Source organism: Pseudomonas sp. L13 (assembly GCF_009935965.1).
Classification (GTDB): Bacteria; Pseudomonadota; Gammaproteobacteria; order Pseudomonadales; family Pseudomonadaceae; genus Aquipseudomonas; species Aquipseudomonas lactis.
In genome coordinates, this window is the sequence record NZ_QODJ01000031.1 from 1 (window position 1) to 14315 (window position 14315).

Consider the following 14315-nt stretch of genomic DNA (forward strand, 5'->3'; position numbering starts at 1 on the left):
AGTAGGTCATCGTCAAGATTAAATTCCGAAACCCCAATTGCGAAAGCAGTTGGGGTTTTGTTTTGGGCGCTCGAAAATTCCAGCGCTTCTGGCAACATTAAATAAGCTGCCGTTGAGGGAATTCGATACAAAGTGTTTCTGCATTTTTGCTATGGTGCAGCACATTTTCACAAGGATTGATCTTTATCCGCAGGATGCGGCGTCGACCTTTTCCAACGAGATGCTGTAGAAATGCCTGAACCGATACCTATCAAAGATCACGAAAAAGAAAACCGCCTGGTCAACAAGCGCTTGCTCGCCTGCGCGTTGCTGGTGATTGGGATCACATGTGCGCTGGTAGGGCGCATGTATTTCCTGCAGGTGGTGCAGTACGACTACCACTCCACAATTTCGGAAAACAACCGGGTCCACGTACTACCCATCACACCGACTCGCGGCTTGATCTATGACCGTAATGGAGTAGTCCTGGCCGACAACCGCCCTAGTTATAACCTGACCATCACCCGTGAGCGCACCGCCGACCTCAAGGCTGAGCTGGACGAGATCGTCAATCTATTGCACCTGCCTGCCGAAGACCGGGCGGTGTTTGATAAGGCGCTCAAGCAGGCCCGTCACCCGTTTGTTCCCGTCACGTTGTTTTATGAGTTGACCGAAGAGCAGATCGCCGTTTTGGCCGTCAACGAGTTCCGCCTACCTGGGGTGGATGTCGAGCCACAATTCGTTCGCCATTACCCCCTGGGCGCGCACTTTGCCCACTCCATTGGCTACGTCGGTCGTATCAACGAAAAAGAATCCAAGACCCTTGATTCGGTGGAGTACCGCGGTACCCAATCCATCGGCAAAACCGGAATCGAGCGCTTTTACGAGTCAGAACTGCATGGCCATGTCGGTTATGAAGAGGTGGAGACCAACGCACAGGGCCGTGTGCTGCGCGTGCTCAAGCACACCGATCCGGTCCCTGGCAAAAACATCGTCCTGAGCCTCGACGTCAAGCTACAGGAAGCCGCCGAAGAGGCCTTGGGTGACCGCCGTGGTTCGGTAGTCGCCCTGGACCCGCAAACCGGTGAAGTACTGGCCATGGTCAGTAAACCGAGTTTCGATCCGAACCTGTTCGTCACCGGCATCAGCTTCAAGGAGTACGCCGCGCTGCACGACTCCATTGACCGGCCGCTGTTCAACCGCGTGCTACGCGGGCTCTATGCGCCAGGTTCAACCATCAAGCCGGAAGTGGCCATTGCCGGTCTCGACAGTGGTGTCGTTACCCCACAAACCCGAGTGTTCGACCCGGGTTACTATCAGTTGCCAGACTTTGACCACAAATACCGCAACTGGAACCACAGCGGTGACGGCTGGGTGGACATGGACGCGGCCATCATGCGTTCCAACGACACTTACTTCTACGACCTGGCCCATAAGCTCGGGATCGACCGCCTGCACGACTATCTGGCCGAGTTCGGCCTGGGCCAGAAAGTGTCCCTGGATATGTTCGAAGAATCTGCCGGCCTGATGCCATCCCAAGCCTGGAAGCGTGCGACCCGTCGCCAGCCGTGGTTCCCAGGCGAAACCGTGATCCTCGGCATTGGCCAGGGCTATATGCAGGTGACGCCACTGCAATTGGCCCAGGCCACTGCATTGATCGCCAACAAAGGTGTATGGAACCGGCCGCACCTGGCCAAGACCATCAACGGTGTGGCGCCTGTAGATGAACACCCAATGCCCAACGTGGTGCTCAAGGACCCGCGTGACTGGGAGCAGGTCAACCACGGCATGCAATTGGTGATGCACGATCCCCGCGGTATCGCCCGAGCGGCAGCACAAGGCGCCCAATACCGTATCGCCGGCAAGAGTGGTACCGCCCAGGTGGTGGCGATCAAGCAGGGTGAGCGCTACAACCGCAACAAGACGTTGGAGCGGCATCGCGATAACGCCTTGTTCGTCGGCTTTGCGCCGGCCGAACATCCGAAAATCGTGATTTCAGTCATGATCGAAAACGGTGAGGCCGGCGGCCGTGTAGCCGGGCCTGTGGTGCGACAAATCATGGATGCCTGGCTGCTCGACCAGGAAGGCCACCTCAAGCCGCAATATGCAGCGCCGGCCAAGGCTCCGGGCGATCCACGGGTTTGACTCAAACCTTCCACTCGTCCCAGCGCGCTACGCCGTCATAGGCCAGCCAGGGCACTTCATGGGCCGTCCAGATATGCGAGGTGGGCCTGACGCCCGGATCATCATCCAGCGTCGCTACCCGCACAATCACATGGGGCTGATGCCCACGTTCAGCGATCAGATGCGCGCCGCAGCGCGAGCAGAAATGCCTGAATTTGCCCGGCGAAGATTCAAAGGACGACAGCAGTTCCTCACCCTGCGTCCAGCGAAAATGCTCGCGCATCACCCCGACCGTGGCAACAAACGCGGCCGCGTGCGCCTTGCGGCAGCTTTCGCAGTGGCAGTGGCTGATGGGCATGTCCAGGCTGTCCACTTGGTAGCGCACACCTTTGCACAAGCAACTTCCATTCAGTGGGTCAGTCATAACCTATGGCCAGGCAAGGAGGGGGTCATCATCATCGCGCACAACGCAAGGTTGCGCATTGGTTGATGTCGCCTACTGTTCAATGAAGGAGGTGACTTATGCACGTATTAGATTGCATCGAACGCAAAGTCCTGCTCAACGCATCACGTAAACAGGTCTGGGAGGCACTCACGCAGGCGGAGCAATTTGGTCAGTGGTTCGGTATCGCGCTTAAAGGTAAAACCTTTGTGGCCGGAGAAACCATTGAAGCGCCAATTACCTACAAAGGTTACGAACATGTCGTGTGGAAGGCCAGGATCGAACGCATCCTGCCCCAAACGCTGTTTTCTTTCTGGTGGCATCCTTTCGCAGTGGAAGAGGGCGTCGACTACGACAAGGAAATACCGACGCTGGTGGAGTTCACGATTGAAGATCGCGCTCCAGGCATCCTCTTGCAGGTGGTCGAGTCCGGTTTTGACCAGGTTCCCGAAGCGCGGCGTCAGAAAGCTTTCAAAATGAACTCCCGTGGCTGGGACGAACAAATGGGCAATATCGAAAACTACCTGAGCCGAGCCTGACCCGAACGGGCATCATGGTGGATGCCCGGCTTCACGCCAGCGTGCATTCGATTGCTTTAGAAACTCATCTGCCACTGGCCGACCACCGCATGATTGCGGCTATTGCTACCCAGCTCGCCGTTGTAACCGACACTCAGGTTCTGCTGCGCAGACAAACCCACCGCCAACCCCACTTCAACCATCAAGCTGTCGCGGTCCAGTGCGTTGCCTTCAATATTGAAGGCATCGCCGCCAATCAAAAAAGCCTGCCGAGTCTTGCTGTCGACATTGCCATAGAGGTGCCGCCAGCCGAAGCTGGCCTGCGGGGTCAGGCTGATGCCATTGTCCAGTTGGCTCAGATGAGCCAGGCGTACCCCGAAGGCACTGCTGACATTGTCCTGGATTTGTGCATCCACCTTGAGTGAAGCATCACCGCCTTTCTCGCGGTAGTTGTCGCGGTGATAGCGCTGATAGCCGAGGTTGGCGAAGGGCTCGATATTCAATCGGCCGTTACCCAGCATGTAACCCAGTTCGGCAAAAGCTTGCTGGCTATCGGCGTCGTAATCACCCTTGGGTCGCTCGCTGAAACCTGCAAACTCTACTGTGCGCTTGTTGTTACCCCTGTGTTGGCTGTACGCAGCCCCCAGGCGCAACGCCAATGGGCCATCCTGGCGTACGGCATATGCCCCCGCGTGCCAGCTGCGTAATGAATTATCGACGTTGTGGCTGTCCATATCGGTCTTCGAATAGCCGCCCAGTACACCCAGGCGCCAGAGCGGCGACAAGGACCAGTCAACCCCCAGCAGGCTGCCTTGTGTGCGCTGCTGTGAAGACTCATTACCGTGCTGGCCATCAAGCTTGCCGTAGCTGCCGAGACCTTGCAGCCACAGACGGCCTCGTGCGTTTGGATCATTCAAGTTGCGCGCACTGCTGGGGATGCCAGTTACGGCCAGCTCAGGTGTTTGCGCCGACTCAAGCCCGACCAGCAAGCTTGAACTGCTGCTCATCTGGCGCATGGCCGACAGCATGGACGTGCCTACTTGGCTGCTGGCCGCCAGTGTGGCACTGGCGAGGTTGGCGTTGCTGCTGCCTGCCAGGGCCTCGAGCGCGGCGCTGGCCGTGGTTTCCGAGGTGGCCAGCAGCGCGTCATAGAGCGGGTTGGGGTTTGGCATCATGGAGGGCGGGGGGAAACTGCCATCCCAGTTGCTCCAGTGGCTCCACGTGATGGACTCGATGCTGTTGACTGCGCGGGCGGCGTTACGGGTACGGGCGTAATCGATGAACTCGACATCGTTGCGTGTGTAGCGCGAAATCCTTTTCTTGAATCGCGCTATCTTCCTATATAGCCATTTGATATTGCCAGCGCATTCTTATCCTAAAAAGCGATGACATCCTTTTTAGGATATTGCGCGCTAGGTGTGCGTTTACCCGCCGCCTTGGCCCGGATGCCGAGTAGAATCACGCCCTGAATGCGATTCTTGAGGTGCGGTACGGTGGATTTACAGCAGGGTTTTGTCCTGACCCGGCATTGGCGCGATACCCCGGCGGGCACGGAGGTCAGCTTCTGGCTGGCCACCGACCAAGGGCCACGGTGCATTCGCCTACCCGTGCAAACCTCGGTGGTGTTCATCCCGGAGGCTCATCGCAAGCCGCTCGATTGGTTGCTCAAGGGCGAGCGCGATCTCGAGTTGCGCCCGTTGCAGCTGTGCGACTTTCATCACCGCCCGGTCCTGGGCCTCTATGCGCGCCAGCACCGACAGTTGATGGACATCGAAAAGCGCCTGCGCGCTGCCGGGGTCGATGTCTACGAAGGTGACGTGCGCCCGCCCGAGCGCTACATGATGGAGCGTTTTATCACCGCCCCGGTGTGGTTCGGCGGCACTGCGGATGCAAGCGGCACCTTGCTCGACGCGCAGATGAAGCCCGCCCCCGACTACCGCCCGCCCTTGAAGCTGGTGTCCCTGGACATCGAGACCACCGCCCAGGGCGATCTCTACTCCATCGCCCTCGAAGGCTGCGGCGAACGCCAGGTGTACATGCTCGGCCCGCCGAACAAAACCGACGCGGTGGATTTCAAGCTCGACTATTGCGACACCCGCGCGCAACTGCTCGAACGCCTCAACCAATGGCTGGCCACGTTTGATCCCGACGCGATCATCGGCTGGAATGTGGTGCAGTTCGACCTGCGCGTCCTCCACGAACACGCCCAACGCCTGAACGTGCCGCTGTTGCTGGGACGTGGCGGTGAAGCCATGGCCTGGCGTGAGCACGGCAGCCGCAATCACTACTTCGCTGCGGCGGCGGGGCGGTTGATCATCGACGGTATCGAAGCGCTGCGTTCGGCCACCTGGAGTTTTGAATCCTTCAGCCTGGAAAACGTCGCGCAAACCCTGCTTGGCGAAGGCAAGGACATCTCCACACCGTACCAGCGCATGGACGAAATCAACCGCATGTTCGCCGAGGACAAGCCAGCCCTGGCGCGCTACAACCTCAAGGACTGCGAACTGGTCACACGGATTTTCGAGAAGACCGAGCTGCTCAAGTTCCTGCTCGAACGCGCCAGCGTCACCGGGTTGCCGGCCGACCGCAACGGCGGCTCCGTGGCTGCCTTCACCCACCTGTACATGCCGTTGATGCACCGCCAGGGGTTTGTTGCGCCGAACCTGGGCGACAAACCGCCCCAAGCCAGCCCCGGCGGATTTGTCATGGACTCGCGCCCGGGGCTTTATGAATCGGTGCTGGTGCTGGACTACAAAAGTCTTTACCCGTCGATCATCCGCAGTTTCCTCATCGACCCGGTGGGCTTGATCGAAGGCCTCAAGCATCCCGACGACAGCGACTCGGTGGAAGGCTTTCGCGGGGCGCGCTTCTCCCGCACCCGGCACTGCCTGCCTTCCATCGTCACCCGCGTGTCCGAAGGCCGCGAAGAGGCCAAGCGCGAGCGCAATGCGCCGCTCTCCCAGGCACTGAAGATCATCATGAACGCCTTTTACGGTGTGCTCGGCTCCAGCGGCTGTCGGTTCTTCGACACGCGGCTGGCGTCCTCAATCACCCTGCGGGGGCACCAGATCATGCGCCAGACCCGCGCGCTGGTAGAGGCCCAAGGGTACGAGGTGATTTACGGCGACACCGATTCCACCTTCGTCTGGCTGGGCAGCGCGCAGTCTGCGCAGGATGCCAATCGCATCGGCCTGGCGCTGGTGAAGCACGTCAACGACTGGTGGTGCGCGCACCTGAGCAACGAGTTCGGCCTGCAAAGCGCTCTGGAGCTGCAATACGAAACCCACTTCAGTCGCTTCCTGATGCCGACCATTCGTGGCGCCGAGGAGGGCAGCAAAAAGCGCTATGCCGGCCTGGTCGTGCGCGAAGATGGCAGTGAAGACATGGTCTACAAGGGCCTGGAAACCGTGCGCAGCGACTGGTCACCCCTGGCCCGGCAATTCCAGCAGGAACTCTACCAACGCATCTTCCATCGCCAACCCCATCAGGACTACATACGCGACTACGTGCGGCGTACCTTGAGCGGCGAATTCGATGAGTTGCTGATCTACCGCAAACGCCTGCGCCGGCCCTTGCACGACTACGAACGCAACGTCCCGCCCCACGTACGCGCCGCGCGCCTGGCAGACGAGTACAACGACCGCCTGGGCCGCCCGCGCCAGTACCAGCGCGGTGGCTGGATCAGCTACGTGATCAGCGTCAACGGCCCGGAACCGCTGGAAGTGCGGCAGGCGCCCATCGACTACGACCACTACGTCACGCGCCAATTGCAGCCCGTGGCCGATGCGATCCTGCCGTTCGTGAATGATGATTTCGGTACGTTGGTGGGCGGGCAAATGGGGCTATTCTAGCTAATCGACCACAGGCTCACCCTTGGCTCAGGAGGAAACGCCCATGTACACCCTTTATGGCACCGACGAATCCGGCTCCTGCATGATCGAAATTGCCCTGCAACGCTGCACAGTGCCGTGGCATCGCGTGGAGGCCAGTTCCTGGCAGGACGGCGAGGGCAGTGACGCCCTTGCACGTATCAATCCACTCAAGCAGATCCCCACCCTGGTCACTCCAAGTGGCCAAGTACTGTCCGAAAGCGCCGCGATCCTGATCCACCTGGGCCTGGAGTATCCCAAGGCCCAGTTGCTGGCCGGCGATCGTACACAGATCCTGCGCGGCTTGCTGTACATTGCCGCCAACTGCTATTCGGCGATCGGTATCATCGACTACCCGCAACGCTGGTTGGGCAATGCCGATGAGGCGCAGCAAGCGCAACTGGTCAGTGGCACACGACGCTACCTGCACCAGGCCTGGGTCGTGTTTGCCGATCAGTTTGCCGGCCAGCTGTTTACCCCAAGCAACGCGCCGAATGCACTGGGCATCATGGCGGCGGCGGTGTCGCGTTGGGACGACGCGCGCGAGGTGCTCGGCAATCTGGCGCCGGGCTTTGCGCAGAGCCTGGAGCGGGTAGACGCCGACCCGGTCGTGGCCCCCGTTTTTGCCCGGCATTGGCCGCAGTGGAAGGCCTCGTAACCGGAAGAAACAATGACCAGGCCAGTGTCCAAGCCCTTGCGTAGCGGGCTTCCTGACCTACGCTTCTCAAGGTGGTGTAGGAATCATCCTTGAATTTGGCTGTCGCAGACATGAAACTCAAGAACCCTGCATGAAATTCAAAGGAGGTGCGCATGCTCATCCGGTCGCTGACCCTGGCTACCTTGATGGCTTTTACGGGGCCGTTGTTGGCCGCTGATGATAATCCGCTCAAGCAGGAATTGGGCAAGACGCGCCCCCTGGTGGTCGTGGAACTTGATGCTGGAAACCCGACACTGGCAACGCTGAAGAAACAATTGGAAGAGGCTGCCACCAAGCAGTCCTTCGAAGAGCGCAGCATGGTGTTCTACACCGTCAAGTTCGGCAGTATCGGCGCCGAAGGGGAGAAGTTCGCCAAGGACCCCAAGGACAGTAAAAAGCTCACGCCGCCAGAAACCAACGCGCTGATCCGCGCCCTCAAACTCGGCGTCGGCAGCGGCACCAAGGTGATCCTGATCGGCAAGGACGGCGAGAAGAAACTCGAAAAAACCGTACCCCCGGACAGCCTCGACCTGAAGGAATTCTTCAGCGCCATCGACCAAATGCCTCAGGCGGAAAAGGAGCTGGCCGCGCCCGCGGAGCCGGAGCCTGTTCCAGCCGCGCCAGCGGCTGCGGCCAAGGGCAGCAAACCCGCCAAGCCCGGCAGCAAAGCCCCCAAGCCACTGGAGGATTGAACGGGTCCCCCTCCCACCGTTCTGGTGGGAACCGGCCTCAGGCTTTCCACGGCTTGAGCCAAAGCCCCAACCCCAGCAACATCAGCGCGCCGGCCAGGCTACTCAACCCCAACTGCCACCCATCGTTGTGCAAGGGGTGCAGGGCCAGCGCCGCCACGCCCAACAGCACCCCGCTCAAGCCCCACTGCAACGGCCAGCCCAGTTGGCCGAGCAGTTGCTGGCGGTGCATCAGCAACAGGTTGGTCACCACCACGCCACCCAACGCCGCCAAGGCGATCCCCGGCAGGCCGAAACAATAGGGCAGCACCACCAGCAAAGCGGCGTTGACCAGGCTGCCCAACAGTTCGCAATTGAGCGGCAGGCGCGTGTCGCCACTGGCATAGGCATAGCGGGCGAGCATCGCGTTCCAGGCGCCAAACACCAGTGGCGTGGCGAACCAGGCCAGCAGCGCCGGCAGTGGGCCGTCGATGCTCTGGGCGGGCATCAGCAGATGGATCAGCGTGGGGCTGGCGCCAATCAGGCCGAAGGCCGCAGGCAGGCTCAGCAGGGTCGCTGCATCCAGGCCGCGGCGCAGCAGGGCCAGGCGCTGTTGGCCTTGCTCGCCGCTCATCATGCCCAGCAGCACTTGGTTAAGGCTCATCAAGGCAATCAGTGGCAGGTTGATCAGCTTGCGCGCGAGGTTAACCCACGTCACAGCGCCGTCCCCCAGGAAGCTGGCGATCAACCGTTCCAGTAGCGCCAGGCCTTGGCTGGCCACGTTGCTGGCCAACAATGGGCCGATACGCCCCAGCAATTCGCGGCCTGCCAGCGGGTCGCCGCTGACCTGCCACGGCCGCCAGCCGAAGGACCAGACCGGCGCCAGCAACGGCAGGCACATCAACACGCTGCCCGCAAAAAAGCTCATGGCCAGCTCGGCGCTGTCGCTGGAGCTGCCACGGACAAACAGGTACAGCACCGGTGGCAGATTGAACAGTAAAGAGCCCAGGCCCGGCAGGACAAAACGTTGGCGTGCCTGCAAGGGAATGCTGAACAACCCGTGCATCACCAAGCCTGGCGCACAGGCGGCCAGCCAGCGCAGGTTGGCGGCGGCTTGGGCATGGGCCGCGGCGTCCAGGCCGGGGCCGATCAGGCGCACCCACAGCGGCGCGCCCAGCGCCAGTAGGGCAAACAGGGCCAGGCCCACGCCGAGCAGGCGAGGTGACAGGCTGGCCAGCCAGGCTTGCTGGCGCTGTGGGTCGCGTTGCTGATAGAGGGGCAGGGCAGCCGCTGCGAGCAAGCCGGCGGCCAGGGTCATGCGCAATGCTTCGGGCAAAAACACCGCCACCAGAAATCCGTCGCTGCGACTGCCCGCGCCCCAGGCCGCCACCAGCAGCCATTCGCGGGCAAAACCGGCCACCAGCCCGGCGAGCGTCGCCAGGGTCAGCCAGAGCGTGCTGCCGAACATCAGTGGAACAGGGTGAACAGGCCTTTGCCACCCACCTTGTAGTTCAGATCATGGCAACGTTCGCCCATGATTTTGGCGCCGCTGCCGCCAATGATTTTGTAGGGCGCCACGGCTTTGGCCACCACGGTATTGGCGCTGATCACCGAACCATGGCCCAGGTGCGTGCCGTAGCCGATCAACGCTCGGCTGCCGATCCACACGTAGTCGTCGATGTAGATCGGCCCGGAAATCGACCAGAACTCCGGCGCCTGCAAATCATGGCTGCCGGCGATGATCAGCACGTGGGAGGCAATCGCCACATGGTTGCCGATCACCAGTCCGGCGCGGGCGTCTACCTGGCAATGCCAACCGATGACCGAGTCGTCGCCGACCACCAGATTGTGCATGCCCAGCACTTCGGTGTTACGCCACACGCTGGAGCCCTTGCCGATCTTCGCGCCACCCAGGCGCAGCCAGGCAATGCGTACATGGTGGCTGGGGATCTTGTTGATCAAGATGTTGTAGGCCATGTCCCAGACACTGCGCCACCGGTCTTTGACGGTTGCCCAGTTTTTGCCGTAACGCGGCAGTAGCTGGGCCGCAAGGTCCTGTTTCATCCGGTGGAACAGGCGGCGCGCCACCGGGTGCTCAATCGCGGTTTCCAGGTCGATGGAGCTGATCCAGAAGCGCTTGTTGTCGCCTTCGCCTTCTTCGAATACCACGTCGTGGGCCAGGCACCAGTCCAGCGCCTCTTCCAGGTCTGGCAGGCTTACGCCCAGTTCACTGGCCAGCGTGGGGAGGCGCTCGCGCAAGTCGGTGGAGTGAATCATCCGGTGCTTCATGGTTGGTTATCCTTTGGCGCAGTAGCAGGAACAGTGGCGGTCACGGTGGGGTGCAGGCGCACCTGTTGCAGGCTCATGCCCATCAACAGCCAGAACAGCGCGATCAGTACAAAGGTGAAGCTGAAATAGTGGTCGAAAATCCCCGTCAGCAGCGCCGCCAGCACGCCGCAGATGCACCCCAGCCACAGCGCATTGTCGGCGGTGACCTTGCGCACCTGGCCCAGGGGCCGCACTTCGCGCCACCACAACAGGGTGACGGTGATAAACAGCAGCATCCCGGGTAGGCCCACCTTGTAGATAAAGTTCAGCCACAGGTTGGAGATCCCCAACAGATTGGAACCGGGCACGGGCGGGTCGATCTTGAAGCCGATCCCCAGGGGGTAGGTCGCCATGGCGGCGGGGAACCTGGCGTACTCGTCAAAGCGGATTTCGGTACTGGCGTTGGTGGTCGAGAAGATGGTCATCAAGCGGTCCTGCAACGGCGGGTAGAACATCACCAGCGCAACCGCGAACGCCGCCCCGATACCGATGATGCGCCCGCTGTTCGGCACGCGCTTGTAGGCCAGCCAGATCAACACCAGCGCCAGGGCCACGATGGCGCCACGGGAAATACTCAGCAGCAGGCCGGCACACCCCAGCACCGCCACGGCCAGGCCCAGCGCCCGACGCCAGCCGCTGCGGGTCCAGCCATAAAACAGTGCCAGCGGAATAAACAGCACCAGCACGCCACCGGTCAGGTTTGGGTGCACCCAGGGCGAGGCCATGCGCGTGTAGTTGGCGGAGAAAATATCCTTCACCGCTTCCGGGTGGGCGTATTTGAGGTCGGTGAGAATATCGATCATCGACATCGCATTGCGCGTCTTCAGGAACATGAAGATCGACAGCAACAGCATCGCCAGGTTACCCAGCAACAGGGCGACCACCACCTTGTCGCGGTCGGCGTCGGTGCGCAGCAGCAGCGGCACGATAAACAACATCGACAGGTTCATCAGCCAGCGCACCCAGTTCACCGGCCCGTTGCCTTCGGCATGGATGATCAGCATGCCCCAGATAAACGGAATGGTGCTGAACAGCATCAGCCACATCAGCGCCCGCTCGGTCGGCCGCCACAGCATGAAGCCACGCGTCTTGCCGATGAACGATTGCCAGAACACCCCGACCCAGGTCAGCCCCAGCACCGCCTCGCTGACGGTGGTGCGGATGCCCAGTTGCAAGGTGGTGTAGGGAATACTGGTGGCCAGTACCGCGAAAATCAGCAAGCCCCACAGGGGAAAGCGGATCAGGGTCAAGGCCACGGCCACACCGGCCACCACCAGCATGACCTTGATCGGCGACAGGGCCAACAGCAACCCGCCGAACACCAGGCCCAGCAGCAGACTGACGAATTTTCCTGGCAGCATTAGCGGTCCAATTCCTTGAGCAAAGTGTCCAGGCGCGCGCGATAAGCCGGTTCGGCAAATTGCCGGGCCCAGGCGCGGTGTGTTTCGCCGTCTGGCGTGGCCTCGGCGCCGGCCAGTTGTTGCATGACCTTGTGCAGTTGCTCGGCATCATGGGGGGCGAAGCGCGGGGCGTTGGGCGGCGCGATTTCATCCAGGGCGCTGCCGCGTGCCACCGCTACCGGCGTGCCGACACTCAAGGCTTCCACCACCGGCAAGCCAAAGCCCTCAGCATAGGATGGCTGCCACAGGCACGCGGCATGCCGGTAGAGCGCTTGCAGTTGGCCGTCCGATAAACCACTGCACCAATGCAGGCCCGGCAGGTCGCCGAGTGATGCCGGTACATCACTGGCGTGGCCCACCAGTACCATGTCCGGCACATCAGGGTTCAGCGCACGGCAGGCCTGCCATTGGCGCAAGAAGAACGCCATGTTCTTGCGCGGCTCCCGCGTGCCCACCACCAGCCAGTAACGCGCCGGCAGGTTGGCGGGCAGCGGCTCTGGCGCTGCATTCAGTTCGGGCACAAGATTGTTCAGTACGCGGAACTTGGCCCGTGCCCAGGGGAACAGGCGCGCGGCTTCATTGCAGGAAAACTGCGAAGGGCACCACACCCGATCAGCCTGCCATACCGACCAGGCAATCGAAGCCCCGTCGATCAGACGATAGGCCAGGGCCTTGAGCTTGGAGCGATGAAAGTTGCGGTGGGTGAGCTGAAACAGGTCATGCAGCACCAGCACATAGCGGGTGCCGGCGGGTTTGCGACACAGCGGCAAGCCCATATTGGCCGTGGCGATGTACAGGTCGATCTGCTGCTCGTGCAGCGCCTTGGGCAAGAACCCGCGTTCGAACCGCAGGCGCACCTGTGGGCGTTGCAGACCGTCCAGCGGGCTGGCCCAGGCCGGGCAAACGGCAGTCTGGCGTTGCGGGTGGTCCAGCGGCGCTTCGGTGAACAGCACCACCTCGGTGTTGGCCCGCGCGCGCAGCGCATCTTCCAGGGCCACGACCTGACGGGCGATGCCCGAAGACGGCGCAACCGTGGCGGGGCGATAGTCCAGGGCTACGCGCATGGCTGAGACTCCTTGGCGGTGAGCAAGCTGTGGTAGAGGTGTTCCAGTTCATTACCCGCCACTGCCCAGTCGTGGTATTGCCGCGCATAGTCGCGTGCGGCATCGGCCAGTCGCCCGGCCAGCGCCGGTTCATCCAGCAGGCGCACAACGGCGTCGGCCAGGGCCTCGGCGTTTTCGCCGGCCAGGTAATGCACCTGCGGCTGTACCGCCAACCCGGACACGCCCTGGGCCGTGCTCACCAGCGGCAAGCCGGCGGCCATCGCCTCCAACACCTTGAGCTTGGAGCCGCCGCCATGGCGCAACGGGGCGACAAAACCGGCGCAGCGGCGTTGCAAGGCGCACAGGTCGGGAACAAACCCTAGCCACTCGATACGTTCATCGGGCCAACGCTCGCGCCAGTGTTCGGGTAAGCCATAGCCGACCACCGCCAGGCGAGCGTTCGGGCACTGCAACCAGACCCTGGGGAAGATCTCCTCGAGCAGCCACTGCACAGCGTCCAGGTTCGGTGCGTACTCGTAGTTGCCGACAAACAACAGGCGCTGGCTCTGCGCATCGGCGTTGACCTCGGCGAAGGCGCGGCTGTCGACCCCATTGACTACCACGCTCACTGGCGTCGACGACAGCGGCCGCATGGCCTGGGCGTCCGCCTCGGTCACGGCGACCACATGAGCGGCGGCATCGAACGCCTTGCGTTCCCATTGCCGGCAGCGCCACTGGTCGTACTGCACAAACGGTGCGGCCCACTTGGGGAAGCGGTCATAAGTGGCGCCGCCAAGGCTCGATTCCAGGTTGTGCTCGGTCAGCACAAACTCGCGCTGTTGCTGCTGCAAGGTGCGCAGAAACGGCTGCAGGCTGTAGCTGTGTTCTACCTGAATCACGTCCCAGCGCTCATTCAACAGTTGCGCAAACTGGGCCTGCAACGGTGCCGACAGGCCGTTGACCGTGGTCAATAGCGGCCAGGGCGCGAACAGGCCGCCGAGCAGGGTCAGTGGATGTTTCAGAGGCCGGCGTGGTACCACGATCAGGCGCTCGAGCAACGGCTCCAAGGCCGCATGCGCCGCTTCATCGGCCGGCGTTTTCGATTGCGCCAGCAGCGTGATGCGATGCCCGCGCTCACTCAAGGTGCGCAGCAAATGGTACTGCCGCGTCTTGCCGCCGCTGGTGGTCGGCCACGGCAGGTAGGGCACAATCCAGAGGATTCTCATGTACAGCTCTCCATGCCCAGG

Annotated in this window: 11 protein-coding genes and 1 pseudogene; 5 read left to right on the forward strand and 7 right to left on the reverse strand. The window is 61.8% G+C overall.

The features are described 5' to 3' along the window. Nucleotides 1-231 precede the first annotated feature (231 nt). A complete protein-coding gene (mrdA, locus tag DK871_RS16460; protein ID WP_161905797.1) occupies nucleotides 232-2124 on the forward strand; it encodes a penicillin-binding protein 2 in 1893 nt (630 codons plus the stop codon). 1 nt (nucleotide 2125) lies between these two features. On the opposite strand, the gene DK871_RS16465 is transcribed toward mrdA, so the two are convergent. Then, the gene (locus DK871_RS16465) at nucleotides 2126-2527 is read right to left on the reverse strand and encodes a GFA family protein (RefSeq protein ID WP_161905798.1); all 402 of its coding nucleotides are present in this window, start codon (nucleotides 2525-2527) and stop codon (nucleotides 2126-2128) included. Nucleotides 2528-2625: 98 nt separating this feature from the next. Here DK871_RS16465 and DK871_RS16470 point away from each other — a divergent pair, with 98 nt between their 5' ends. After that, on the forward strand, nucleotides 2626-3084 hold the full coding sequence (locus tag DK871_RS16470) for an SRPBCC family protein (protein ID WP_161905799.1): 459 nt from the start codon (nucleotides 2626-2628) through the stop codon (nucleotides 3082-3084). Between the two features lie 56 nt (nucleotides 3085-3140). Here DK871_RS16470 and DK871_RS16475 read toward each other — a convergent pair. Next, a pseudogene (locus tag DK871_RS16475) lies at nucleotides 3141-4367 on the reverse strand (autotransporter domain-containing protein); the annotation flags it as partial. A gap of 189 nt (nucleotides 4368-4556) precedes the next feature. On the opposite strand from DK871_RS16475, the gene DK871_RS16480 reads away from it, so the two are divergent. The 3 genes from DK871_RS16480 to DK871_RS16490 all read left to right on the forward strand — a co-directional run bounded on the left by DK871_RS16480 (nucleotide 4557) and on the right by DK871_RS16490 (nucleotide 8321). Then, nucleotides 4557-6914, forward strand: coding sequence for a DNA polymerase II (locus DK871_RS16480; protein WP_161905800.1), 2358 nt, complete (start codon nucleotides 4557-4559; stop codon nucleotides 6912-6914). A 43-nt stretch (nucleotides 6915-6957) separates the two neighbouring features. Beyond that, nucleotides 6958-7590 carry a glutathione S-transferase family protein gene (locus tag DK871_RS16485; protein WP_161905801.1) on the forward strand — a complete coding sequence of 211 codons (633 nt, stop codon included), beginning with the start codon at nucleotides 6958-6960 and terminating at the stop codon, nucleotides 7588-7590. Nucleotides 7591-7742: 152 nt separating this feature from the next. Next, nucleotides 7743-8321, forward strand: coding sequence for a DUF4174 domain-containing protein (locus DK871_RS16490; protein WP_161905802.1), 579 nt, complete (start codon nucleotides 7743-7745; stop codon nucleotides 8319-8321). Between the two features lie 37 nt (nucleotides 8322-8358). Here DK871_RS16490 and DK871_RS16495 read toward each other — a convergent pair whose 3' ends face one another. The 5 genes from DK871_RS16495 to DK871_RS16515 are packed head-to-tail and all read right to left on the reverse strand — an operon-like array spanning nucleotide 8359 to nucleotide 14294. Next, complete coding sequence (locus DK871_RS16495) at nucleotides 8359-9765, reverse strand: lipid II flippase MurJ (protein WP_161905803.1); 1407 nt, start codon at nucleotides 9763-9765, stop codon at nucleotides 8359-8361. Continuing rightward, nucleotides 9765-10586: a DapH/DapD/GlmU-related protein gene (locus tag DK871_RS16500; RefSeq protein WP_161905804.1), complete on the reverse strand. Its 822-nt coding sequence runs from the start codon at nucleotides 10584-10586 to the stop codon at nucleotides 9765-9767. Before DK871_RS16500 ends, DK871_RS16495 begins: the two co-directional genes overlap by 1 nt. After that, complete coding sequence (locus tag DK871_RS16505; RefSeq protein ID WP_161905805.1) at nucleotides 10583-11986, reverse strand: O-antigen ligase; 1404 nt, start codon at nucleotides 11984-11986, stop codon at nucleotides 10583-10585. Before DK871_RS16505 ends, DK871_RS16500 begins: the two co-directional genes overlap by 4 nt. Continuing rightward, nucleotides 11986-13089 carry a glycosyltransferase family 1 protein gene (locus DK871_RS16510; RefSeq protein WP_161905806.1) on the reverse strand — a complete coding sequence of 368 codons (1104 nt, stop codon included), beginning with the start codon at nucleotides 13087-13089 and terminating at the stop codon, nucleotides 11986-11988. The genes DK871_RS16505 and DK871_RS16510 overlap by 1 nt, the downstream gene beginning before the upstream one ends. After that, a complete protein-coding gene (locus tag DK871_RS16515; protein ID WP_161905807.1) occupies nucleotides 13080-14294 on the reverse strand; it encodes a glycosyltransferase family 4 protein in 1215 nt (404 codons plus the stop codon). Before DK871_RS16515 ends, DK871_RS16510 begins: the two co-directional genes overlap by 10 nt. Between the last annotated feature and the right edge of the window lie 21 nt (nucleotides 14295-14315).